Annotated in this window: 23 protein-coding genes; 6 read left to right on the top strand and 17 right to left on the bottom strand. The window is 61.0% G+C overall.

Features of this window, described 5'->3' with window-relative positions; genetic code table 11:
* The first annotated feature begins 20 nt into the window (after window positions 1–20).
* Complete coding sequence (gene ybaK / locus HMPREF1261_RS05560; protein WP_023030258.1) at window positions 21–524, top strand: Cys-tRNA(Pro) deacylase; 504 nt, start codon at window positions 21–23, stop codon at window positions 522–524.
* On the opposite strand, the gene HMPREF1261_RS05555 is transcribed toward ybaK, so the two are convergent.
* Window positions 450–1,157, bottom strand: coding sequence for an SOS response-associated peptidase (locus tag HMPREF1261_RS05555; RefSeq protein WP_023030257.1), 708 nt, complete (start codon window positions 1,155–1,157; stop codon window positions 450–452). The genes ybaK and HMPREF1261_RS05555 overlap by 75 nt on opposite strands.
* Here HMPREF1261_RS05555 and aroA point away from each other — a divergent pair.
* Together aroA and rsgA are read left to right on the top strand one after the other, a co-directional pair.
* Window positions 1,156–2,457: a 3-phosphoshikimate 1-carboxyvinyltransferase gene (aroA, locus tag HMPREF1261_RS05550; RefSeq protein ID WP_034657933.1), complete on the top strand. Its 1,302-nt coding sequence runs from the start codon at window positions 1,156–1,158 to the stop codon at window positions 2,455–2,457. The two genes, HMPREF1261_RS05555 and aroA, sit on opposite strands and share 2 nt — an antisense overlap.
* Entirely contained in the window at window positions 2,450–3,484 is a 1,035-nt protein-coding gene (gene rsgA, locus HMPREF1261_RS05545; protein WP_023030255.1) for a ribosome small subunit-dependent GTPase A, read from the top strand. Before aroA ends, rsgA begins: the two co-directional genes overlap by 8 nt.
* A gap of 6 nt (window positions 3,485–3,490) precedes the next feature.
* Here rsgA and HMPREF1261_RS05540 read toward each other — a convergent pair whose 3' ends face one another.
* Window positions 3,491–3,967, bottom strand: a complete 477-nt coding sequence (locus HMPREF1261_RS05540; RefSeq protein ID WP_051142528.1) for a hypothetical protein — start codon at window positions 3,965–3,967, stop codon at window positions 3,491–3,493.
* Between the two features lie 38 nt (window positions 3,968–4,005).
* Window positions 4,006–4,416 (bottom strand): HAD-IA family hydrolase, encoded by a 411-nt coding sequence (locus tag HMPREF1261_RS05535; protein WP_005281786.1) that lies wholly within the window; start codon window positions 4,414–4,416, stop codon window positions 4,006–4,008.
* A gap of 177 nt (window positions 4,417–4,593) precedes the next feature.
* Between HMPREF1261_RS05535 and HMPREF1261_RS05530 the strand changes: the two genes are divergently transcribed.
* A complete protein-coding gene (locus HMPREF1261_RS05530) occupies window positions 4,594–4,977 on the top strand; it encodes a hypothetical protein (protein ID WP_023028441.1) in 384 nt (127 codons plus the stop codon).
* Window positions 4,978–5,056: 79 nt separating this feature from the next.
* Here HMPREF1261_RS05530 and secA read toward each other — a convergent pair whose 3' ends face one another.
* The 8 genes from secA to HMPREF1261_RS05490 form a co-directional block, all read right to left on the bottom strand.
* Complete coding sequence (gene secA / locus HMPREF1261_RS05525) at window positions 5,057–7,642, bottom strand: preprotein translocase subunit SecA (RefSeq protein WP_023030253.1); 2,586 nt, start codon at window positions 7,640–7,642, stop codon at window positions 5,057–5,059.
* Between the two features lie 240 nt (window positions 7,643–7,882).
* On the bottom strand, window positions 7,883–8,527 hold the full coding sequence (gene hpf / locus HMPREF1261_RS05520; protein ID WP_023030252.1) for a ribosome hibernation-promoting factor, HPF/YfiA family: 645 nt from the start codon (window positions 8,525–8,527) through the stop codon (window positions 7,883–7,885).
* A 136-nt stretch (window positions 8,528–8,663) separates the two neighbouring features.
* On the bottom strand, window positions 8,664–9,293 hold the full coding sequence (locus HMPREF1261_RS05515; RefSeq protein ID WP_034657932.1) for a ComF family protein: 630 nt from the start codon (window positions 9,291–9,293) through the stop codon (window positions 8,664–8,666).
* Window positions 9,294–9,358: 65 nt separating this feature from the next.
* On the bottom strand, window positions 9,359–11,104 hold the full coding sequence (lpqB, locus tag HMPREF1261_RS05510) for an MtrAB system accessory lipoprotein LpqB (RefSeq protein ID WP_023030250.1): 1,746 nt from the start codon (window positions 11,102–11,104) through the stop codon (window positions 9,359–9,361).
* Window positions 11,101–12,981, bottom strand: coding sequence for an MtrAB system histidine kinase MtrB (gene mtrB, locus HMPREF1261_RS05505; RefSeq protein WP_198012714.1), 1,881 nt, complete (start codon window positions 12,979–12,981; stop codon window positions 11,101–11,103). Before mtrB ends, lpqB begins: the two co-directional genes overlap by 4 nt.
* Before the next feature lie 69 nt (window positions 12,982–13,050).
* Complete coding sequence (gene mtrA / locus HMPREF1261_RS05500) at window positions 13,051–13,743, bottom strand: MtrAB system response regulator MtrA (RefSeq protein ID WP_005281774.1); 693 nt, start codon at window positions 13,741–13,743, stop codon at window positions 13,051–13,053.
* 3 nt (window positions 13,744–13,746) lie between these two features.
* On the bottom strand, window positions 13,747–14,361 hold the full coding sequence (locus HMPREF1261_RS05495) for a dTMP kinase (RefSeq protein ID WP_023028436.1): 615 nt from the start codon (window positions 14,359–14,361) through the stop codon (window positions 13,747–13,749).
* 63 nt (window positions 14,362–14,424) lie between these two features.
* Entirely contained in the window at window positions 14,425–14,805 is a 381-nt protein-coding gene (locus HMPREF1261_RS05490) for a DUF4259 domain-containing protein (RefSeq protein WP_023030248.1), read from the bottom strand.
* Between the two features lie 212 nt (window positions 14,806–15,017).
* On the opposite strand from HMPREF1261_RS05490, the gene HMPREF1261_RS05485 reads away from it, so the two are divergent.
* Window positions 15,018–15,890, top strand: coding sequence for a hypothetical protein (locus HMPREF1261_RS05485; protein ID WP_005277506.1), 873 nt, complete (start codon window positions 15,018–15,020; stop codon window positions 15,888–15,890).
* A gap of 76 nt (window positions 15,891–15,966) precedes the next feature.
* On the opposite strand, the gene manA is transcribed toward HMPREF1261_RS05485, so the two are convergent.
* Complete coding sequence (gene manA / locus HMPREF1261_RS05480; RefSeq protein ID WP_023028435.1) at window positions 15,967–17,220, bottom strand: mannose-6-phosphate isomerase, class I; 1,254 nt, start codon at window positions 17,218–17,220, stop codon at window positions 15,967–15,969.
* Between the two features lie 6 nt (window positions 17,221–17,226).
* On the bottom strand, window positions 17,227–18,276 hold the full coding sequence (locus HMPREF1261_RS05475) for a hypothetical protein (RefSeq protein WP_005277502.1): 1,050 nt from the start codon (window positions 18,274–18,276) through the stop codon (window positions 17,227–17,229).
* A 41-nt stretch (window positions 18,277–18,317) separates the two neighbouring features.
* Here HMPREF1261_RS05475 and cobA point away from each other — a divergent pair, with 41 nt between their 5' ends.
* On the top strand, window positions 18,318–19,070 hold the full coding sequence (gene cobA, locus HMPREF1261_RS05470; protein WP_023016908.1) for a uroporphyrinogen-III C-methyltransferase: 753 nt from the start codon (window positions 18,318–18,320) through the stop codon (window positions 19,068–19,070).
* Here the strand turns inward: cobA and HMPREF1261_RS05465 are convergent.
* The 4 genes from HMPREF1261_RS05465 to HMPREF1261_RS05450 are packed head-to-tail and all read right to left on the bottom strand — an operon-like array spanning window position 19,067 to window position 22,751.
* Window positions 19,067–20,086, bottom strand: coding sequence for a sulfite exporter TauE/SafE family protein (locus tag HMPREF1261_RS05465; RefSeq protein WP_005281760.1), 1,020 nt, complete (start codon window positions 20,084–20,086; stop codon window positions 19,067–19,069). The genes cobA and HMPREF1261_RS05465 overlap by 4 nt on opposite strands.
* Complete coding sequence (locus HMPREF1261_RS05460; protein WP_023030247.1) at window positions 20,080–20,817, bottom strand: sirohydrochlorin chelatase; 738 nt, start codon at window positions 20,815–20,817, stop codon at window positions 20,080–20,082. Before HMPREF1261_RS05460 ends, HMPREF1261_RS05465 begins: the two co-directional genes overlap by 7 nt.
* A gap of 9 nt (window positions 20,818–20,826) precedes the next feature.
* Window positions 20,827–21,078 (bottom strand): hypothetical protein, encoded by a 252-nt coding sequence (locus HMPREF1261_RS05455; protein WP_005277497.1) that lies wholly within the window; start codon window positions 21,076–21,078, stop codon window positions 20,827–20,829.
* Entirely contained in the window at window positions 21,075–22,751 is a 1,677-nt protein-coding gene (locus HMPREF1261_RS05450; RefSeq protein WP_023030246.1) for a nitrite/sulfite reductase, read from the bottom strand. The genes HMPREF1261_RS05455 and HMPREF1261_RS05450 overlap by 4 nt, the downstream gene beginning before the upstream one ends.
* Window positions 22,752–22,792: the final 41 nt, after the last annotated feature.

Genomic DNA, 22,792 nt, shown 5'->3' with positions numbered 1-22,792 from the left:
TCTCACGCTAAAATTCCTATATGCCGAAAAAGTCCCCGCATGCCGCTACCCCAGCCCTGAAAGTCATCGAGGATGCCGGAGTCAAGCACTCCGTTTCCACTTTTGAGGCGGGCAAGGATCACTTTGGCGACCACGCCGCGGCGGCCTTAGACGTAGAACCCGAGCGCGTACTAAAAACGCTCATCATTGATCTCACCGCGGGCAAGGGCCCTCGCCGCGAGCTGGCGGTATGCGTGATTCCTACCACGCACCATTTAAGCCTCAAGAAGGCGGCCGCTGCCGTAGGGGTGCCTAAGGCCACCATGGCGCAGGTTCACGATGCCGAGAAATCCTCCGGGTATGTACATGGCGGCATTTCTCCGCTCGGCCAAAAGAATGCGCTCCCCACCGCGATCGAGGAGTCTGCCGTGCTTTTCGATACTGTCTTTATCTCCGGCGGCCGCCGCGGCTTAGATATCGAGCTCAATGCAGAAGACCTCGCGCAACTGTGCGGGGCCGGTTTTGCTGATCTGCTGGCTGAGTAGCTCCGGGTAGTCATTAGAGACAGTCCCCACGGCCTTGTCCACAGCGTGGTACTCAAACCCTCGCAGGCCCGTGGGCACTAGCAGCTCCTTGGCCTCCTCGGCGCTACCCTCGAGCCAGGTGCGCATCTCCTCCGGCGCCAAGAATCGCGGCAACCTGTGGTGCAGCCACTCCATCTCTTCGGTAGCCGCGGTGGTCACGATGGTGGCAGAGAGCCGGTCCAACCCGGTATCCCAGAGCCCCGCGGCCCACAGCAGTCCCTGGTCTGGGTGGACGTAGTACGGCGTCTTGGTGGAGCCATCCTTGTGCCACTCGTAATAGCCGTTCATGGGGATAAGGCAGCGCTGGGATTTAAAGGCGGTGCGAAAAGACGGCTTGCTCGCCACCGTTTCTGCCCGGGCATTAAAAAGCGGCGGGCCATCTAGGTCTTTCTTCCACTGCGGCAAGAGCGCCCACCGCGCGGGATCGACTTCCGCTAGCTCCTCGCGCACGCGCACGATGGGAATGGGCTGAGTCGGGGCAATATTATATCGGGGCCCGGGCGTACCCTGTGGGGCGTGGACTTCCTGGATTCCCGGGAGGTTTCCCACCTCATCGAGGAGGGACTCGGTAAAAAGAACGAATCTTCCGCACATGGCCTCTATTATGGACACTATGTCTCAACCTTGGACCGCCCCGCTGGCTACCAGCCCCGTTACGGGGGAACACCAGGTGCCTGGATCGAAATCGATTACCAATCGCGCCTTCATCTTGGCCGCGCTGGCTAATTCTCCGTCTATCCTGCACGCCCCGCTGGTTTCGCGCGATACGCAGCTGATGGAGGATGCGCTCAGCGCCATGGGGGTTCGCTTCACCCATGAGGGGGCCGATATCCACGTCCAGCCGGGAAAGCTGCACGGTGCCACGGTGGATTGCGGGCTGGCCGGCACCGTGATGCGCTTTGTGCCACCGGTCGCGGCGCTGGCGGATGGCCCGGTGCGCGTCGATGGCGATAAGCAGGCCTATAACCGCCCCATGTCCACGACGCTGGATGCGCTGCGCAGCCTCGGCGTTGATGTAAAAGGCGATAGCCTGCCCTTTACGGTGTCCGCCAACGGCGTACCAGAAGGCGGGAAGGTCACCATCGATGCTTCTGGTTCTTCCCAGTTCGTCTCCGGCCTGCTGCTGAGCGGGGCACGTTTTTCCCAGGGCATCCAGCTCACCCACGAGGGCGGCCAACTGCCGTCCATGCCGCACGTGGAAATGACGGTGGGCATGCTACGCCAGGCGGGCGTGCGCGTGGATTCGGATGGCACGACGTGGACGGTGCATCCCGGCCCCATTGCCGGGCGCGAATGGTTCATTGAGCCGGATCTCTCCAATGCCACGCCGTTCCTCGCCGCAGCGGCGGTCACCGGCGGGCGCCTGACCATCAAGAATTGGCCGGCGAATACCACCCAGCCGGGCGATGCCATCCGCCATATCCTGCTGGATATGGGCGTGATGGTAACCCAGGAGCACAATAGCGTCACAGCAGAGGGCAACCCGGCGGGAAGGCTGCAGGGCATCGAGCGCAATATGGGCGATATCGGGGAGCTTACCCCCACAGTTGCGGCCCTGTGCGCGCTCGCGGAAACGCCGTCCCGACTCACGGGCATTGCCCACCTGCGCGGCCACGAGACCGACCGTTTGCAGGCACTCGCGGCGAATATCAATGCGCTGGGCGGCAGGGTCACCGAGCTTGACGATGGCCTGGTGATCGAACCCGCCGAGCTCCACGGCGGCGATTGGCCCTGCTATGCCGATCACCGCATGGCCACCGCCGGCGCCATTGTGGGCTTAAAGGTCCCTGGTATCCAGATTGAGGATATTTCCACCACCTCCAAGACCTTGCCCGGCTTCGCCCGCATGTGGGAGACGATGTTGCACCCCGACCAACAGGATTTACATGGCTAGACGTTTCGGTTCCTTTGATGAATCTGATGTGCGCGTGCGCCCCGGCAAGGGCTCGCGCCCGCGCACCAAGGATCGGCCCAAGCACAAAAATGCCAAATACGGCATGGTAATTACCAAGGACCGCGGTCGGTGGGGCGTCGCGCTTGACGATGGCCCCACCGTCACCGCCATGCGCGCCCGCGAGCTGGGCCGCACCGCCATCGAAGTCGGTGACCGCGTCGGCGTGGTTGGTGATACCTCTGGTGCGAAGGACACGCTGGCGCGCATCGTCAAGCTGGCGGATCGCACCTCCGTGCTGCGCCGCACGGCCGATGACACGGATCCGTATGAGCGCATCGTGGTGGCCAATGCCGATCAATTGCTGATCGTTTCTGCCGTGGCCGACCCGCCCCCGCGGTCCGGTTTTGTCGAGCGCGCCTTGATTGCCGCGTTCGTGGGCAACCTCCACCCCATCTTGTGCCTTACCAAGACGGATCTCGCGGACCCGACGCCGTTTGCAGAAGAATTCGCTGACCTAGATGTCACGGTGGTCGAGGCCGGGGTCGAGGATGGCTTGGAAGCCGTGCGCGCGCAGGTAGATGGGCATATCACCGCGCTCATCGGGCATTCCGGGGTGGGCAAATCCACGCTGGTTAACCGGCTGGTCCCAGATGCGGAAAGGGAAACGGGGGAAGTATCGGGCATCGGCAAGGGCCGGCATACCTCGACGCAATCGGTGGCCCTCCCCTTGCCCACCGACGCTCCTAGCACCGACTCCCAGGGCGGCTGGATCATCGATACGCCGGGCATTCGCTCCTTTGGGCTGGCGCACGTGGACGCGAATACCGTCCTTGGCGTTTTCGAGGACCTCGCCGCGGCTATTGAGGAATGCCCGCGCGGCTGTACGCACGCGGGGCCACCGGCGGATCCCGAATGCAGGCTCGATGATCCAGAGATCATCCCCGAAGGCACCGCTACCGCCCGCCGCCGCGATGCGGTACGCGGGCTGCTGCAAGCCCTGCGCACCAACGTGGAGTGGGAAAACTAGCGCGGCCTAGAGCAATTCCACAAGGAAGGGCAGCTCCGTGGGGTGGTAGAAGGCCATGAAGTTATCCAGGGCATCGCCCACCGCGAGCTCCGCATCCTCATCGCCGAGGTCCGCGGAATCAACGGCCTCGATGGCCTTGGCCGTTGCCTCTTCGGATTCTTCAATATCCACGTGAATGGCGGCGAGGTTATCGGTGCCAAACTGCGCTGGCTGGAGCTCTACCACCGGCTCGCCCATATCTGGGCGCGGGGTGACTGCAGCGTCATCAACGTCGATGGAAATGACCACGCGACGGTGCGGGAACTTCTCCTCATCCCCAATGGTCAACAGGCGCAGCGAGGCCATGGAGGCCTCGAGGAAAGCGGAGTAGGCGATCTCTTCTTCATCGCCTGCGGTATAAAAATCGCGCAGGGCTGGGGTGACCATGAATCCCCACCCAGAGCGCGCCGCGAGCGTACCGGTTTCTGCGAGCTCCGCCAGCATGGCATAGGTCGCCGGAATATAGACGCGGGCTTCAGCCACTAAAATTCCCCTTCAATATCGAATACGGCTTGAATTTCTACAGACACGCGGTCGAAGCTGGTGTACAAGAAACCGATCATCCCGGCATCGACGGCGGCGCGCACGTTGAGGATCGAATCATCGACCATGACGCAATCGCTCAAGGGCAGCTCGAGGGCATCGGCAGCCGCTTGGAAGGCCGCAACCTCCGGTTTTTCCGCCCCGATTTCGCCAGACAACACCACGGCATCGACGTTGCCGCGGTATTCCCACTCGCGAATGTGCTCGGCTCCGGAACCACCCGGGTCATTAGACAAGATAGCGGTTGCGGCACCATTTGCCTTCGCCGCAGATAGCAGAGCCTTCCAGCGGCGATTGTCCTCTTCAGCGCCATCGAGGACGCCGACATAGTCAACGATGAGACCACGCATAATTTTTAATCCTTCAGTACACGAATTCTTTGTAACTCCCGAAAGTATAGCGAACTGCGCTTATATTCTCGCCCGCCTCATACAGGAAACTGCCAGAAATAGCGCGCGCAGCGCCCCCATGAGATAATTATCACGCGTTCGCCTCCCTGCCCTTTTCGCAGGAGCACTCATTTCACCATGTATGAGCCCATTCCCGGCTACTCTCATCTCAAGCTATATATCGCCCCGCACCGCATCCATTACGGCCGCCTGCCCACTACGGCCGAGGTTGCCGTCCAGCACCATATCCAAGCCTGGGTCGTCTTTATCCTTGAGGTCGCCGCCGGCTACCGCCCCATTGCCCACCTCAATTCCCCGCGCTTTTCGGATTCCATCCGCCTGCATATCGGCTCTTGGGTGCACCGCCGGGAAAGCCCCTATGACACCGATGCCCTGCGCCTTACCAGCCTGCACGCGCGGCCTAATGGCGAATACTTCGGTTCCGCGGTCATCGGCACCCAGCGCCACGCCTTTACCGGCTCCGCCACAGACCAGGGCCTGCGCTCGTTTCGGCTGCTCTAAAACTGACCGCACCCTCCCTCTTTCCCCCACCGCGCGAGGACCGGAGGAAAAGGAAGGGGCGCAAAAGAGCGCGGAGGTTTTATGCCTCTACGGTTTCTTGGCCTGCAGGACCAGAGCCCGAGTCACCGCCGGACTCTTGGTTTTCTTCCTGCTGCTTGAACTGCTTGCGCAGCATGAACAACTGGCGCACGGTTTCTTCCTTCACGCCTTCATTCATGGCATTGAACATATCGCCACCCTCCTTCTGGTATTCCACCAGCGGGTCGCGCTGCGCCATCGCGCGCAGGCCGATGCCCTCCTTGAGATAGTCCATCTCATAAAGGTGCTCGCGCCATTTCTGGTCAATAATCGGCAGGATGACCATGCGCTCGGTATTGCGCATCTGCTTGTCTCCGCCGATGGCAGACACGGCTTCCTCCAGCTTGTCGTACTCCCGGTTCGCGTCGGTGACGAGGGCATCGCGCAGCTGCTCCGCGGTGAGCTCGCCTGGGGAGCCGTACTCGGAGCCTTCTACGAGTTCCTCCGGGGACATCGTGGGGCCGTAGAGCGCCTCAAGAGCGTTCCAGAGTTCCTCGAGGTTCCAGTCCTCGACATAACCGGTGGCGGTAGCGCCCGCGACGTAGGCAGAGACCGTGTCATCGATCATGGTGCGGATATCGTCCTTGATGTCATCGGCATCGAGGATGGAATAGCGCGTGGAGTAAACCACCTTGCGCTGCTCATTGAGCACCTCATCGTACTTCAGCACGTTCTTGCGCATCTCGAAGTTCTGGTTCTCCACCTGCGCCTGGGCGCCCTTAATGGAGTTCGAGACCATCTTGGCCTCAATGGGGACATCATCAGGCACGTTGAGGCGGTTCATCATGTGCTCCATGGACTGGCCCACAAATCGCACCATCAATTCATCGCGCATGGACAGGTAGAAGCGGGTCTCGCCCGGGTCCCCCTGACGGCCGGTACGACCGCGCAGCTGGTTATCGATGCGGCGGGACTCGTGGCGCTCGGTGCCCAAGACATAGAGTCCGCCCGATTCGCGCACCTCATCGCCCAAGCGCTTCGAGCGCTCTTTCTCGCCGTCGATCTCGGCTTCCCAGGCCTCCTGGTACTTTTCCTCATCTTCAAAGGGGTCGAGGCCGCGTTCGCGCAGCTTTTCATCGAGAATGACTTCCGGGTTACCGCCGAGCACGATATCGGTACCACGGCCGGCCATGTTGGTTGCCACGGTCACGGTGCCAGGGCGGCCCGCACGGGCAATGATCTGACCCTCTTCTTCGTGGTGCTTGGCATTGAGCACGTTGTGCTGCACGCCGCGCTTGCTAAGCAATTGCGACAGATACTCGGAGCGCTCCACAGAGGTGGTACCCACCAAGACCGGCTGGCCATGCTCGACGTGTTCTGCAATATCATCAACCACCGCGGCGAACTTTGCCTCTTGGGTCTTGTAAATGCGGTCCGAGTGATCGGTGCGCTGGTTCGGCTTATTGGTAGGAATAGGAACCACATCCAGCCCATAGATGGAATGCAGCTCCGCAGCTTCCGTTTCCGCGGTACCGGTCATGCCGGAAATCTTTTCATAGAGGCGGAAGAAGTTCTGCAGGGTAACCGTCGCCAGCGTCTGGTTCTCGTTTTTGATCTCCACCTGCTCCTTGGCCTCAATGGCCTGGTGCATGCCCTCGTTGTAGCGGCGTCCTGCCAGAACACGGCCGGTAAAGCCATCCACGATCATCACTTCGCCGTTGCGGACGATGTAGTCCTTATCGCGGGTAAATAGCTCCTTGGCCTTCAACGCGTTATTGAGGTAGGAAACCAACTGGGAGTGCTCCGGCGCGTAGAGGTTATCAATGCCGAGCTGATCTTCGACGTACTCCACGCCCTCTTCCAAGACGCCGATGGTGCGCTTTTTGTGGTCCACTTCGTAGTGAATTCCCTCGCGCATGCGCGGCGCCAGCTGCGCAAAGACGCCGTAGAACTGGGAGGAGCCATCAACCGGGCCGGAAATGATGAGTGGGGTACGGGCTTCATCGATAAGAATCGAGTCCACCTCATCCACGATGCAGAAATTGTGTCCGCGCTGAACTACATCATTGAGGGTGCGCACCATGTTATCGCGCAGGTAGTCAAAACCCAGCTCATTATTGGTGCCGTAGGTAATATCGCAGTCGTAGGCTTCCTTGCGCTCTTGCGGGCGCATTTCGGCCAAGATAACGCCCACGGACAGGCCCAACCAGCGGTGCACACGACCCATCATCTCGGCGTCGCGCTTGGCCAGGTAGTCATTGACCGTGACGATGTGTACGCCCTCGCCCTCCAAAGCATTGAGGTAAGCGGGCAACAAGGAGGTCAGGGTCTTACCCTCACCGGTGCGCATTTCTGCAACATTGCCAAAGTGCAGGGCGGCGCCGCCCATGATCTGCACGGGGTAGTGCTTTTGCCCCAAGACGCGCCAAGCAGCTTCACGGACGGTAGCAAAAGCATCGAGCAAGATGTCGTTCTTTTCTTCGCCATCCCTGAGGCGAGTTTTGAACTCGTCAGTCTTGGCCTTTAGCTCATCGTCCGAAAGTTCCGCGTACTGATCCTCGAGTGCAATTACATCGTCTGCAATCTTGCCCAGGCGTTTGACCGTACGGCCCTCGCCCGCGCGCAGCAGCTTGGAAAGCCCAAACACTATTCGTTAGTCCTTCTTGTCGCGACACATTAGTTAACTTCCCGCAATTGTACTCACGCCACTGCCCTTGTCGCGTTCTACCCGCCCTTAAACGATAGTGATTTCGGACTAAGATCAATAAGAAAATGGATAGCTCACAGCACGACAAATCCCCCACTCCCCACCTCATCGAGCGAGGGCGCGATGGGTAAGGAGGGAGGGATGAAGAGGTTTAGCGCTCTAGGCGGGGCGCTGTAGATTTTAGCTCTCTGCTTCCTCGGACAAGGAAATAATGCCGTAGTCGAAAGCGTGGCGGCGGTAGACCACGGATGGCTTGTTGTTTTCCTCGTTGACGAAAAGGAAGAAATCGTGGCCAACCAGTTCCATTTCACTCAGGGCATCGTCCACGCTCATCGGAGTGGCCGGGTGCTCCTTGCTGCGCACGATCTGGCCGGGGCGAACATCCTCGACGGTCTCAGCATAAGGATCGACCAAGCGCTCTTCCTTGGCGCGCTGAGCTTCTGCCTCCGCAACCATCTCGGCGGCGATTTCGCCGGTGCCCTTCTGTGCGCGGTGGCCGCCCTTGACGTATTCACGGCGCACCTTCACCTTGCGCAGGGAACGTTCCATCTTCCCCATCGCGGTTTCCAGTGCTGCGTAGAAGGAGTCTTCCTTGGCCTCTGCGCGGGCGATGTGCCCCTTGCCGGTCGCGGTGATCTGGATGCGGTCGGACTCTGCTTCGCGGCGTGGGTTCGGCTCGTGCTGCAACTCCACGTGGAAGAAGGTCAATGTGGGATCAAGGCGTTCAATCTTTGCCAGCTTCTCGTTGACGCGCTCCTGGAAGTGTTCCGGTACCTCAACGTTACGGCCCGTAATCGTTACCTGAGCTTTATTTGGCTGGGACATTGAAATGCCTCCCTTTGGTAGTGGGGACTAGAAACAATCACAGTAACTGTTCCTCTGTGACACCTTTAATAATACCAGTGGTTATGACCTGATGACATTAGGGGGTAACACTGTATACCCCGTTATGTGATGTTCCTTAAGCATCTGCAAAAGCCAACGCCCCATAGACCGTGGCGCCGGCAGCGCGCAGGGCTGCCATGCTGGCTGCGAGGGTGGCACCGGTGGTTATAACGTCATCGACAAGCAGCGCCGGCTCACCGCTCACCGCGGCGCTAACCCTTACTCGCCCCTGTAGGTTCGCCCATCTATCCTGCGCATTGAGCTCAGATTGGTCTGCCGTACCCTCGCCCATGGTAAGCGCCTCGCGTACCCGGAGGGTCCGTTGACGTCGCGCAGCGCCCTGGCACATGGCGGTAACGGGATCACCGCCGCGCATGCGCGCCGAGCGACGCCGAGTAGGAGCGGGGACCAGGCACAGCTCGCGGGGAATCTCGCCGCGGGCAGCTAAATGCGTCACGCCCGCGGCCACCACCGCACCTATATAATCGCGCACTTCCCTATTGCCCTGTTCTTTCATGCTGATGACGATGTTGCGGCGAATATCGGAATAAGGCCCTAGGGCGAATACCGGCGCCCCGAGCAACCGCGGCCGGCTTACCAGGTAGGGAGGCTGGCGCAGGTGTTCCCGGCACTGCGGGCACAAGACGTGGCCGGGCGCGCGGCACCCGGCACACGCACGCGGAAAAATCAGCTCTCGCACGCTCACGGCGCGACACCACCCCATCCCCCCGAAAGGTCCTCCGCGGCAGCGCCGCCCAGCGCGGCCGCCTCTTAGCTAGACACGATAGGCGAAGAGCGCCGGCCCTGCAGGCCAGGCACCTCGCGCCAGTTCACCTCATCGACCACCGTGGCGGGAAGCTCCAGCATGGCATGGGAATCCGTAATATAAAGCTTCGATGGCGAGGTAGCCACCGCAACTACCGGGGCGGTGATATTACCCGTCGGCATGGTAGAGGCCGAGGAACCATCCTGCTCGATGCGCCATACCGGCGACTGCCCAGAGGACGTACCCACAATGAGCGAGCCATCGTTATTCCAATCCAGCGATAGTGCCGAGCCGGAGACCTCAGGGCCCACCTCGCGGGCGTTGACGATGCGCTTATCGCCGCTGCTGGATTGGGCCACCGCGGCGATGTAAACGTGGCCGTCAATGATCATCGCCGCGCGTGCGCCGCTATGGGAGAGGCGGATAACGGAGATTTCGCCCTCGATATCGTCGATGCTGCGGGCATCGACCTCGGATTCTGAAATCCGCCCGGTGGTCTTGGAACGCACGACGCGCACGATACGGTCACCATCGACCACCGTCCAGACGGCCTGCCCGTTATATTCAAAGGTGGGCCGCGCCAGCGTCTTACCTTCGACCGAATCCTGCAGCGCGGCACCAATCTCGCCCATCTGCAGCTTGAAGTCGCCGCTAGGCTTCCGGCTAACCGCCGCAATCATGCCGGACTCGGTGACATCGACCGATTGCACATTGCCGCTCGAGCCCAAAGAGCCCTTAACCGGCTCGGCCACCCCGCTATCGACCTCCAGCACGTTGCCCTCGTTCAAGGCGTACAGCGTGGACAGGGAATTACTGTTTACCTTGGGGTTATAGTCAGCAAAATCGTCCACGCTGACGGTGTCCATGCCTTCTAACAGATTGCTGCCATCGGCCTTGACCTTGAAGGGGCCGATATGCCCGGCATCAGAAAGCGTCCAGACCAACTGCGCCGCAAAGCGGGTGCGGTCATTTTCATCCAGGTCCGACAGGCCCTCGAACTGGTAGCCGTTTTCGTTGTCATAGCCGGCGAAGGTGACCTTTTCATCCGCCGCCCGGCGGGTGGCCGGAGCAATGCTGCTAGATGGGCCTTCCATCAAGAGGGTAATTAGCGTGGACTCGGATTCCTCGCTGCCCTTATACAGCCACCGGCGGTCCGGGGCGAGGACGTCATCGGTTTGTTTATAAAAGTAGAGCGATTGCGGGGTGTAATGATTGCGCAGCTCATTGCGCTCGATAACCAACCCGGCCGGCAAACTATCAACGAGCCACTGGTCATCTACCATTTTCATGTCGATGGTAGCTTCGTAGCTCTCATTTTCCGGCACATAGGCCCCGCCGGATTTGAGGCGTCCAATGATGGTGCCGCGCACATTGAAGGAGCGCGCATCCGCCGCCGTATTTTGCTTCTTATCAGGCGCGGTCACGATATCCAGGCTATCGACCACCATGACATCGCCTGAGGCATCCCAGGCCCCGCGGGCGTTATTCGTGAGGAACCCGCGAGCGGCATCGTGGTCATTGGTGGGAACGGCCGCGGCGCGATAAAAATCGCGCAGGGTAAGGTCCGGGTCCGCCCCCACCTCTGGGGCAATGACCTCTTCCGGGCCATCGGCCTGTTTGTGGTAGGTACCCACGACCTGGGGGCTCGTATCGTGCGGCAAGGTTGAGCAGCCGGTGACAAAGCACAGCGCCGCCACCGCGCCCACGGCGGTGCTCCGCCGCCACAATCCATTGCGTATGACCGAATTCATTTATTTATCCCCCTTAAATCCGGCGCCTTATAGGAGCGCCTCTCGGGCGAGGCGGCCCCACGGTTGCGCTCAGAAGGCCACAAGATTCCGTCACCATCCGCCTCGGCCACCTCCGCCGAGTCATCGTCGATGCCAATTCCGCGGCCTACCACCGAGCTGCTGCTTGGCGATGCCCCACCGGCGCCACCCTCGCCCTCATCTTCTGCTGCACCAGCAGCCGCTTCCCCGGCAGCCGCTTCCCCAGCATCCGCAGTATCAGGCTCATGAGCTGCGTCGGCCGCGAAGTCAGCAGCGGCGCCGTTTTCTCCGGCGGCAGCGGTAGCGGGATCAGCGATAGCGGGGGCATCGGCAAGCGCATCATGCCCGTCGTCTGAACCGGTGCCCGGGGCGCCTGGAATCTCGCGGGAGATGGGTTCTTCACCGATCTCGGTATTCGGCTCGCGCGGGATGATGAGGCGGAAGCGGGAACCGTAGCCGAAGACGCCAAAGGCATCGAGCGTGCCGCCGTGCAAGACCGCGTCCTCGCGGGCGATGGCAAGGCCCAGCCCGGTGCCGCCAGAGTGGCGCTTACGGGAGGAATCCGCGCGCCAGAAACGGTTGAATACCAGCTCTTCTTGCCCGGGTTTCAGGCCCACGCCGTGGTCCGTGACCGCCACGCCCACGGCCTTCTCCGTGGTGGCGATATCGATGACCACGGGTTTGCCCTCAGAGTGGTCGATGGCATTGGCCAAGAGGTTGCGCAAAATGCGCTCGATGCGCCGGGAATCGGCCTGGATGGTGATCCGCTCGTCTGGCATATTGCGGACCACCTCCACGTCGAGCTTTTGGGCTAGGTGCTCAACCTGGCGGTAGGCGGCATCCACGCAGGATCGCAGGTCAATGGCCGTGGTGGACAGGTCCGCCACGCCGGCATCGTGTCGGGAAATCTCGAGCAGATCCGCGAGCAGCTCCTCGAAGCGGTCCAGCTCCCTGGACATGAGCTTGGAGGCGCGCTGCGCGCCCGCGGGCAGGCTATCGGCCTCGGATTCGATGAGGTCTGCGGCCATGCGCACGGTGGTAATGGGGGTGCGCAGCTCGTGCGAGACATCGGAAGTGAATTGCCGCTGCAAATCGCCGTATTCCTCCAGCTGCGCAATCTGGGAGGACAATTTATCCGCCATATTATTAAAGGAGGCGGCAAGTCGGCCCATCTCATCGTCCCGGTCCACGGCCATGCGCTCCTTGAGATGGCCGGCGGCCAGGCGCTGGGCAATGCGGGACGCGGACTTAATCGGGGTGATGACCTGCTGGGTAGCCAACCAGGCAATGCCCACCAATAAGACCACGACCACCACGCCGGCGGCAGAGAGCAGGCCGCGCATCAGCGCCATCGTGGACTCTTCCGATTCCATGGACAGGGCCAGGTAGACCTGCAGATTCGGAATCTCGGCATCGGTGGGCGTGCCCACCATGAGCGCGTTATAGTAATCGCCATTGCCGCGCGGGACCGGATAATACTGCTGCGCAATCTGGTCCTGGCCCACCATCTGCCGCATTTGTTCCGGCACCGGGAAATCCTCCGGCGAGGTGGTGATGGATCCATCTTGGTTTTCCACCACGATGACGGGTTCATATACGGCCTGCGCATCGCCTTGTTGCGCAGAGAGTTGATCCAAAGAAGCGCGGGCGGAGTTGATGCGCACCTGCACCGAGTTGGCCGAGCTGGTGGCATCGATTTGCTGTTCCACCGCCGTGCGGGCGCGTTCGAGTTCCTGCAGCGCCACGTCTTCTTTTTGGGATACCAACCGCTGGGTCAGCACGGAGACCAAGGCGTAGGCCAAGATGATCATGACCACCGAGGAGGCGACCACAATCATGCCGATAACGCGCGCCTGCAATGAGGTGCGCAGCGTATCTACTATGGCGTCACGAATGCGCCGCACGCGGTCCAGAATTCTGATGTTTCCTTACTCCCCGGCACCGGCCTTGCCGGTCTTATACCCCACGCCGCGCACCGTCAGCACGATCTGCGGATCTTCCGGATCGTGCTCGATCTTGGCGCGCAGGCGCTGCACGTGCACGTTCACCAAACGAGTATCGGAGGCATTGCGGTAGCCCCAGACGGACTCCAGGAGTGACTCGCGAGTATGCACCTGGCCTGGGTGGCGCGCCATTTCCAGCAGGAGATCGAACTCCAGCGGGGTCAGGTTCAATTCGGTGCCATCGGTACGGCGCACCGTATGTTCCGGCACGTCGATGATCAGGTCGGCGACCTCAAGGGTTTCCGGTTCCGCGGAATCGGTGCGGCGCAGGCGCGCCCGAATGCGGGCGATGAGCTCCTTCGGCTTAAAGGGCTTGGTGATGTAATCATCCGCGCCGGATTCAAGGCCCAAGACCACGTCCACGGTATCGGTCTTGGCGGTCAGCATGACGATGGGCACCGCGGATTCGCGCCGGATGGTGCGGCAAATATCCACACCGTTCATGCCCGGCAGCATAAGATCCAAAAGGATGAGATCCGGTTCGTGCTCGCGGAAGGCAGGAACGGCATCGTTGCCATCCATGACGGGGACGGGGTTTAGTCCCTCAGATTCAAGGACAATGGTCAGCATTTCCGAGATCGCTGGATCATCATCCACGACCAAAATCGTTGGCGCCACGTTTTAATCTCCTACAAGGTCATTAATTGCTGCCGTAATAGTATCCGCATCGGCGGTGGCGATCCAGCGCCCACCCCAACCGGATTCGACCAAGCACCGGTAGGCGGCGGCGGTGCGCTCCTGTAATCCCCCATCGCGTTCATAGTGGTCGCGCTCGCGGGTGGAATCGGTGGCGGCCCGGGACTGCGCTCTTGCCGATGCCACCTCCACCGCCGTATCCACATACACCTGCAGGTCCGCTTTCGGCAGGCCCAAGGTACCAAATTCTAGGTCGTAGACCCACTGGAAGAGGCTATCGTCGCGCAACCGGGCCGCGGAATAGGCAGCATTGGAGGCCACATAGCGATCCAAGATGACTATCTCGCGGGTTTCCTTCGCCGCCCGCAATTCCTCTTTTATCCCAAAGCGGTCGAGGGCGAAGAGCGTGGCCATACCGTAGGCCGAATCCGTGAGATCGCCCATCTTTCCGTACAGCGCCTCGCGCGCGAGCTGCGCGTGGATGGAGGTCTCATAGCGCGGAAAGGCTATGGTCCTTACCGGGACTTCGAGGGCGCTTCGCACTGCGGTCGCAAGCGTATTTTTTCCGGCGCCGTCAATGCCTTCAATGCTTATGAGCATGGTGAGATACGCAGAATCCTTTCTGCTCTGTGGCGGCGCCTTTGGCACCGAAGGACATGGTTTTTAAGAAAGTGCCTCGATAAAAGGTTCCACGTCGTAGTCTTCTTCGACGGTGTCCAAGATCTCGAGGGCATTTTCGGTCAAGGTATCGTCAACGGTTCCCACCAAGTCCCTAATATAGGGGGTTCCCACCAAGTCCCTAATATAGGGGTAGTCCTCAACGGTTTCGCTGGCACTGAACGGCGCACCCGCCCAAATGGCGGCGATCGTGGCCGCAGCGTGGGCGTTGAGTTGTTCCTCTTCGGTTATATCGTCCTTGCTGCGGGCCACCTCGCAGGCATCCTGTACTGCGCGGATTACCCCTTCTTCATCGAGGTTTGCTAATTCATCTAGAAAATCCACGTTGAGATCGGTGCTAAAAATCTCTTCGTCCCAGCTGCTCATCTATCACTCCTTCGACGGGTTTAGCGCCATTTATACACGCTTTTCCGGCGGAGAAAAATCGGGCATGAAAAGGATTGCATAAGCACTGCCATTTCTCATCTCCACGTTGTTTACATATCACGGAATCCGCAGCCTGTCGCGGAAATTCCAATACATGATACTCTCGTTATCAACTTGTTACCCACCCTATGCAACCAAGAAAGGAGGGCACGATGAAACCAGATTCACGTCGCGTGTACGTCTTCATCGTGCTCGGCCTTATCGCCGCCGTCGTCGTGGGAGTGGGCGTGTGGCGCATGAGCACGCCGAGCGCCCGTTACTCCAACGCCGCGAATGAGTCCCCTACCTCTACCGTGGCACCAAAAAATACTTCCGCTGAAGAGTCGACGACATCGTCGACGCATAAGAAGCCTTCGACGGAAAACTCTGCCCCCGCAGAGGCCAATTCTGGCGCCGGTGAATCAGACCACCAGCACCCTGAATCAACGGACCCATACTTGGCGCCGAATGCCGTCACGCATCCCCACGCGGCCACCCGCCCTACCAAGGTGTACCGCCCCGAAAATGTGTACTCGCCAGGAACTTCCGTTAATAATGCCCCGTCTAACCAGGGCGGGCAGGTGCCGCAAAATGGTAACGGCACAGGCACCGGCACCATGCAGGCGGTCCCAGACAACCCCAGCAAGCCGGATAACCTAGCACCGTCGTCCCAGGCACCGAGCTCACCGGCTCCATCCCCTGCCCCGGGCGAAGAGAAGCCTGATCAAGGTGGCGAGCCCGGCAAGCCTGGTAAGCCGGAGGAGCCCGCCGAATCCGGTATCCCGGCGCCGCCAGCGACGCAGGCTCCGCACAAGCCTCGTCCCGAGTCGAGCACGCAGCGCACCCCGTCGGCTCCCGATGCCACTACAGAGGGACACGGTGCAGGAGCGGGCGCGCCTTCTGGTACACAGCAGACGAAAAATAAGTCCCACGCCGAGCCGCAGGCAACCGAGAAGCTTGTTCCTACGCAGCAGCCAGGAAACCAAGAACCCACGGATCTCCCGGCAACGGGAAGCTCAGCCGCCAGTTCTTCTGCTGCGCGCTAACTTTTCACCGCGGCTAGCGCCTAAAAATGCCCCCTTGCTGGGATTTTCCAGCAAGGGGGCATAGTTGTGAGGCCGCTTAGACTCGGGCGACGAATAATTGCGCCGTGCTGCCCTCAGGATTTTCCTTTTCTACAGCGTGAGCCTGGGCGGTAACCATGCCGTCGGAGGCCGGCAGCCATGCGGCCTGGCCCGGGGAAAGGATCAATTCCTCGCCCGCAGCATTGCGCAGGTTGAGGGACCCACCGGTGCACAAGGCGATGGTGGGGCCGTCATAGTCGAGGTCGACGGAAGAATCCGGCCCGAGCTCGGCGCGGTCGAGCAGGAATTCATCGATGGGCACTGGATAGGACCACGCCTCGGCGCCGTGGACATTGTCCTGGTTTTGCTTATCCTTTTGCTGCACCCGCGGCTCATTGGCGGCCGCATAGGTCAGGACCTTGACCAGCTCCGGCACATCCACGAATTTCGGGGTCAACCCGCCGCGCAAAACGTTATCGGAATTGGCCATGATTTCTACGCCCAGCCCGGAGACATACGCGTGGAGTTGCCCGGCATCGAGGTAGACGGCCTCACCCGGGGCAAGCTCGATGTGGTTGAGCAAGAGCGCACCAAGCACACCGATATCGCCAGGATAGCGGTCATTAAGGTCCACCACCGTAGCCATGACCCGCGCCTTCCAATCCTTGGGATCGACGGCAATCAGGCGCTCGCCGGCGGCAACGATGGCCTTAATGAGCTCCTTGCGCTTGGCCGAAGGGATGGTAATCCACGTGGTGAAAAGCACCCGGAGGTTGGCGGACTCGGAGGATTCCGCGGGGTCATCGTCAAGCATGGCCAGGTAGCGCTCAAGCTCTGGGCATTCCAAGGCGGCAAAGAGCTCGCGGGTTTGTGCCAGGGGACGGAAACCCGCCATGGCGTAGAAATCCGACAGCGCCACGATAAGTTCCGGCTTGTGGTTATCGTCCTTGTAATTGCGGTTTGCAGCCTGCAGGGCAATGCCCGCCTCGTTTTCGCGGGCGAAACCCTCCTCGGCCTGCTCCTTAGACGGGTGGGCCTGCAAAGACAGCGGATCTTCGGCGGCGAGGATCTTCAACAGGAACGGCAGGTTCTCGCCGTATTCTTTATAGACTCGAGCGCCCAACTGGCCTTCTGGATCCGCCGCAATAACCTCATTGAGAAGCTGGCCATCCACCGTGGAGGGATCGCCTGGGTGGGCGCCAAACCAGAGTTCAGCCACCGGCTTTTCTGCGGCTTCTTCGCCCCGCAGCTCAGGGATGAGGGTGCGCGAACCCCACGAGTAGTTGCGGGTAGCGCCTTCCAGTAATTGCATTTATTTCTATCCTTTAGAAATCTCGTAGGCGGTCGCGGCAAAACTCCGCGTAATAAGCTGCAGTGAGCGGGCAAGATGCCCAAGGCCCGGTTCCGGGTCGGTGCTGCGGACTGCAAGCGAGTTGGGCAGGTTCGCCTCTTCCTGCCCCCAGAAAATCACTTTCAAGGGTATCAAAGGTGTATCCGCGCCAGCACCGTCGATGAAGGGATCGTAGAAAAGGTCATCGGCAGACGCGGGCGCCGTACTGGATTCAGCGCCCCGATCGAGTGCGCCGCGCAGGTCAGCGGGCTCGACAAAGGTGCCGGGCAACCCGTGCACGGCCCAGATGGTTGCTGCCATGCGGGCGACCAAGGTATCGATGTGCACGCGCTCGCGGCGCTCGGCATACGCGTAGGGATCGATGACGCAGGAGTGGATAATCCGCGCGCCCTCGGCGTATTCGCGCAGTTGCCGGCCGGGATTGATGGCATCATCGCGCTCTGGCGAAAGCTGCTCGATCTCGCGGTCCACGGCGGCGGCAAGGTCCTCTAATTCTTCGCACACCGCGCGCGGGGAGGTATGAACGATGCTGCACAGCGCGTACAGGGCCGTGATAAATCGCGCCGGCGAGCAGCCCTCTGCGGTGGGAAGCGACGGGGCAATCAGGGTGTCTTCCGGGCAATCCTCTACCAAGGGGCCGCTTGCCGGGCCCACCAGGATGGTGGTGGCGCCGCGCTGGCTCGCCGCAATGAGCGCGCGGGAGGCCCAATCGCATTCTGCGGGCTCGCCCACCGCCACGACGATATCGAGCGCGCCCACGTATTGCGGCAGCGATTCCGTCACCACCAGCGGGATGCGCAGCGGTTCGGCCAAGCCGACGCCGAGGTGCGCTGCCTCGCGGGCGATGGCATCGGTGGGCAAGATGACCAGGGAGCGCGGATTGAGCCCGTTGAGGATCTCACCCCAGCGCTCCATTTGCCCGGCGAGCAGACGAATCTGCGCGCCCTCGTGGGCGACATCAAAAAATCGCACCGTTTCGGTGTCATAGGCGGAACCCTCAGTGAAACCGTTATCCATATCGCTCAAGCATAGTCTGGCTCCCACTATGATGGTGCGGCATGACGTCCGCACAGATTCACCCCGTATCCCTTATCGGTGGCGGCCCCGGCGCGTGGGACCTGATTACGGTTCGCGGCATGCGCGCCCTACAGGAGGCCGAGGTCATCTTGACCGATCACCTGGGCCCTGCCCCGCAGTTGGATAAGCTCTGCGATATTTCAGCCAAGGAGCTTATCGATGTCTCCAAGCTGCCCTACAAGAAGTCGATTACCCAGGACAAGATCAACGAGCTGCTCATCGAGCACGCCCAAGCCGGGCGGAAGGTAGCGCGGCTGAAGGGCGGCGATCCTTTCGTGTTCGGCCGCGGCTTTGAAGAGGTACAGGCCCTAGCCAAGGCATCTATCCCCACCACCGTCATTCCAGGGGTGACCTCCGCGGTTTCCGTGCCCGCGGGCATTGGCATCCCCGTCACCCAGCGCGGAATGGTTCACGGCTTTACCGTCGTATCAGGGCATCTGCCGCCTGGCCACGAGAAGTCCCTGGTGGATTGGCACGCCCTGGCCCAGTCCGGCGCGACCTTGTCCATCATCATGGGCGTGAAAAATGCCCCGGCGATTGCCAGGGCATTGCAGGAAGGCGGGCTTGCTGGGTCGACACCGTGCGCGATTATCCAGGAGGGCACCCTGGATACGCAGCGGGAATTTCGCTGCGATTTAGAACGCCTTGCGCAGACAATGAAGGACAATAACGTCTCCTCCCCCGCCGTCTATGTCATTGGCGAGGTTGCCGGCCTCGACCCAGCCGGGGATTAGGCCTTATCCGCCTGCGGTGCGGACTCCTCCACGATGCTCGCGTCCTTAGAGGCACCGGCCGCGCTGTGTGCAAAGCCTGCGGCATGAAATTCCGCGTGCGCCTTGGTCTCGGCGTTTTCGGCTTCCAATTCCCTTGCGCGGGCTGCCCGGGTAGCGCGCGCACCGTGGATGGTGGCGGAAATGCCCACGACGAGGACTAGGACCATGAGCAGCGGGGAGACAAAGCCCGGTACCGTCAGCCCAAAGTAGGTTTCTAGCCCACCTAAGACCTTGCCGATATTGAGAGCCACGATGGCCGTACCCACGAGTCCACCGAGGACGACCGGCTCAATCCGGGAAATCACCCAGGCCGCAATCGGGGCGGCAATGGAACCACCGATGAGCAGGGCCAGCACGGCGGAGAGGTTGGCGACGATATCCTGCCACAATCCAACGACGAAGCCGAGGGTGGCACCCAGTGTGACCAGGAATTCGGCGGTATTTACCGTGCCGACGATGCGGCGGGGCTGCTCGCGGCCAATCGCCATGAGCGTCGAGGTAGACACCGGGCCCCAGCCGCCGCCACCGGTAGAGTCAACAAATCCGCCGACGGAACCGAGACCGATCAAAAATGGGGTGGAATGGCTGCGTTTTTGCACGAACTTCGCCCGGCGCGGGCGGGAAAAGCGCCAGATGAGGTTGCTGCCGATGGCCACCAAGATGAGCGCGGTAATCGGGGCTGCCGCATCGGTGGAGATATTGGAGAGCACGGTGGCGCCGATAAACGCCGCGATGGCACCCGGCACACCCAGCCGGAAGACGGTTTTCCAGTCCACATTGCCAAAACGGGCGTGGCTCAAGCCCGACATTGCGGTGGTTCCTAGCTCAGCGGTGTGGACTACGGCGGAGGCTTGGGCAGGCCCAAGGCCCGCGAGGAGAAGGATGGTGGTTGAGGTGACGCCGAAGCCCATGCCGATGCCGCCATCGACAAGCTGGGCGGCCGCACCGGCCACGGCGATTAAAATCAGGGTTAGCATGGAACACCGACCTCCTGGGCGATGTGGTAGTGAGCAGCAACGATGCCAGCGAGATCGGTACCAAGAACGGGATCGACGGTGACATTGCTGGGGGTAGATGACAGTGGTTTAAGGAGCAGTCCTGCGGTGACAAACAGCGGGATAACCCGCATTCGCGCAGTGCTCCTCGCCAATGCATGGATGTCATTGCTGCCGCCCCGGGTGGCAAACGCGGCCGTGGCGGGGACGCCGGTGAGCTGGGATACCCGAACGGCCAGCCGGTGGATGGAGTCATTGGCCGCAGCATCAGAGGAACCGACGGAGTAGATGACGTGGTGGGTATCTTCCGGCCTTGCGCGTGCCGCGAGCACCGCCGCCAGGTCCGCTTCTGCGGCTTCCCGCCTGCCCACATCTCGTACGCCATGTTCTGCGGCGCGCCCTCCGCCCAAGCACTCGCCTTGTACCAAGCGCACGCCTGAGGCCTGTTCGGCCGCGGCAATAACGCGGGGAACGTCAACGCGCTGGTGGTAGCCCTGCGTAAAGAGCAATGGAATGACTACGGCCGTATCCTCCCCACAACGGGCGAGGTCGACCGCAGCTGCGGTGAGATCGGGAGTATTGAACTCTAGGTGCGCCGCCCGATAAGCAGGGCGGGCTGGTATCGCGGCAGCAGCGGCCTGGGTGAGCCGTTCAATGCCAGCGGCGGCGCCCGGGTGGCGCGAGCCGTGGGACAAGGTGATGAGTGTGGTCATGGTGCATCCTTAATCCACCGGAGCCGTGGAGTGTCCGCGGCGGGCTAGGGAGCGCTGCAGGGCTTCGGTGGAAGAAACGGCCGGGGCCGGTGCCACGGGGGCATCGTCTTGGCCGTGGAAGCGGACCGAAAATACGCGCAGGCATTCCTGGCAATTCCAGGCAAAGTCGTCTTCTTCATCCGGGAACAGATCGGTGCCGGCGCAGTAAGGGCAAAAGGTGGGGTGATTGCGATTGGGATTAGGTTTACGGCGGAAATTCACTGCAGATCTTCCTCCTCGGCGCGCAGTACCCAGTGGCGAAACTGCTCGCCTTCTTCGCGTTGTTCCTTATATTTATTGACCAGCCGTATGACGTAGTCCGGTACCTCATCGGCTACGACCTTGTGTCCGCGGAGCTTGCGGCCCCAGTCGGGAGAAAGGCCGAGGGCACCGCCTAGGTGGACTTGGAATCCTTCGACGCGGTTGCCATCGGCATCGGTGACGATCTGACCTTTAAGTCCGATATCGGATACCTGGGAGCGCGCGCACGCATTGGGGCAGCCATTGAGTGCGATAGAAATGGGTACGTCCAAATCCCCCAGGGTGTCTTCGAGGATGTCCACCAATTCGATGGCGCGGGCCTTCGTGGTCACGTGCGCCAACTTGCAAAATTCCAGCCCAGTGCAGGAAATGACGCCGCGGCGAAACTCCGTGGGCTGGGAATACAGGCCCGTTTCATCCAGCGCGCGCGAAAGTGCCGGAATATCGTCTTCTTCCACATCGAGGAAGAGCAATTCCTTCATCGGGGTGGTACGGATGCGCGAAATACCGAATTTTTCCGCGACATCGGCAATGGCAATGAGCTGCTCACCCGTTGCATGGCCCACGGTGGGTTTTACGCCGACGTAGAACTTGCCGTCCTTTTGCCTGTGCACGCCCAGGTGATCGCGGCTGCCGGGATTAACCTCGAGCGGGATGCCATCGGCAAGCGGCTTCTCCAGGTACTCTTCCTCGAGGACCTGGCGGAACTTGTCGATCCCCCATTTAGCCACCAAAAGCTTCAGCCGCGCGCGGTTGCGGTTGCGGCGGAAGCCGTAGTCGCGGAAGATGCTGACCACACCGGCCCATACTTCCGGCACGCGCTCGAGTGGCACCCACGCGCCCAAGGATTGCGAGAGCATCGGGTTGGTGGATAGTCCCCCGCCCACAAAGCAATCAAAGCCGGGGCCATATTCGGGGTGGTTGACGCCGACGAAGGCAACGTCTTGAATTTCGTGCGTCACGTCCTGGCGCGCATTGCCGGAAATAGCGGTTTTGAACTTGCGGGGAAGGTTATGGAACTCCTCGCGCGGTAAGTAATTATTCTTAATCTCCTCGATGGCTGGGGTGGCATCGATGATTTCATCCTCGGCAACTCCCGCGACCGGCGAGCCCAAGATGACGCGCGGCACATCGCCACACCCCATCAAGGTGCCCAGGCCCACAGATTCGAGTTTGTCCCAGATGGTGGGTACGTCTTCGATCTGAATCCAGTGCAGCTGAATATTCTGGCGGTCCGTAAAGTCCGCGGTGGAGCGGGCATAATCGCGCGAGATTTCTCCCACCGCGCGCAGCTTGGCTGGATCGGCGCGGCCGCCATCGAAGCGCACGCGCATCATGAAGTATTCATCTTGCAATTCCGCGTTAGATAATTTGGCGGTCATCTCCCCGCCCAGGTTCTGGTTGCGCTGCGTATACAGGCCTAACCATTTAAAGCGCGGTGCTAAATCCTCCGGCGGGATGGAGGAAAATCCCTGCTTGGAGTAGATGTCTATCACGCGCTGCTTAGCGGAGAGACCACCATCATCCTGTTTGATGGCCTCATCGTTATTCAACGGTTCTTTACCGTCGATTTTCCACTGGCCCTCGGGCTTATTGGCGCGTGGCTTGCGTTTGGTCGTTGTTGCGGTAGCCATAATGTGGTGTAGACCTCCCTTTCAAAGCGTTGAGGGAAAAC

Source organism: Corynebacterium sp. KPL1818 (genome assembly GCF_000478135.1).
GTDB classification, from domain to species: domain Bacteria; phylum Actinomycetota; class Actinomycetes; order Mycobacteriales; family Mycobacteriaceae; genus Corynebacterium; species Corynebacterium accolens.
The sequence above is the reverse complement of the archived record's forward strand: the minus strand, read 5'-3'. Positions and strand labels throughout refer to the sequence as shown.

Bases quoted from the DNA above. Each gene is read 5' to 3' on its own strand.
- ybaK (WP_023030258.1), top strand. From the start codon at position 21: ATGCCGAAAAAGTCCCCGCATGCCGCTACCCCAGCCCTGAAAGTCATC.
- aroA (WP_034657933.1), top strand. From the start codon at position 1,156: ATGGCCTCTATTATGGACACTATGTCTCAACCTTGGACCGCCCCGCTG.
- HMPREF1261_RS05555 (WP_023030257.1), bottom strand. From the start codon at position 1,157: ATGTGCGGAAGATTCGTTCTTTTTACCGAGTCCCTCCTCGATGAGGTG.
- rsgA (WP_023030255.1), top strand. From the start codon at position 2,450: ATGGCTAGACGTTTCGGTTCCTTTGATGAATCTGATGTGCGCGTGCGC.
- HMPREF1261_RS05540 (WP_051142528.1), bottom strand. From the start codon at position 3,967: ATGCTGGCGGAGCTCGCAGAAACCGGTACGCTCGCGGCGCGCTCTGGG.
- HMPREF1261_RS05535 (WP_005281786.1), bottom strand. From the start codon at position 4,416: ATGCGTGGTCTCATCGTTGACTATGTCGGCGTCCTCGATGGCGCTGAA.
- HMPREF1261_RS05530 (WP_023028441.1), top strand. From the start codon at position 4,594: ATGTATGAGCCCATTCCCGGCTACTCTCATCTCAAGCTATATATCGCC.
- hpf (WP_023030252.1), bottom strand. From the start codon at position 8,527: ATGTCCCAGCCAAATAAAGCTCAGGTAACGATTACGGGCCGTAACGTT.
- lpqB (WP_023030250.1), bottom strand. From the start codon at position 11,104: ATGAATTCGGTCATACGCAATGGATTGTGGCGGCGGAGCACCGCCGTG.
- HMPREF1261_RS05495 (WP_023028436.1), bottom strand. From the start codon at position 14,361: ATGCTCATAAGCATTGAAGGCATTGACGGCGCCGGAAAAAATACGCTT.
- HMPREF1261_RS05490 (WP_023030248.1), bottom strand. From the start codon at position 14,805: ATGAGCAGCTGGGACGAAGAGATTTTTAGCACCGATCTCAACGTGGAT.
- HMPREF1261_RS05485 (WP_005277506.1), top strand. From the start codon at position 15,018: ATGAAACCAGATTCACGTCGCGTGTACGTCTTCATCGTGCTCGGCCTT.
- manA (WP_023028435.1), bottom strand. From the start codon at position 17,220: ATGCAATTACTGGAAGGCGCTACCCGCAACTACTCGTGGGGTTCGCGC.
- HMPREF1261_RS05475 (WP_005277502.1), bottom strand. From the start codon at position 18,276: ATGGATAACGGTTTCACTGAGGGTTCCGCCTATGACACCGAAACGGTG.
- cobA (WP_023016908.1), top strand. From the start codon at position 18,318: ATGACGTCCGCACAGATTCACCCCGTATCCCTTATCGGTGGCGGCCCC.
- HMPREF1261_RS05465 (WP_005281760.1), bottom strand. From the start codon at position 20,086: ATGCTAACCCTGATTTTAATCGCCGTGGCCGGTGCGGCCGCCCAGCTT.
- HMPREF1261_RS05460 (WP_023030247.1), bottom strand. From the start codon at position 20,817: ATGACCACACTCATCACCTTGTCCCACGGCTCGCGCCACCCGGGCGCC.
- HMPREF1261_RS05450 (WP_023030246.1), bottom strand. From the start codon at position 22,751: ATGGCTACCGCAACAACGACCAAACGCAAGCCACGCGCCAATAAGCCC.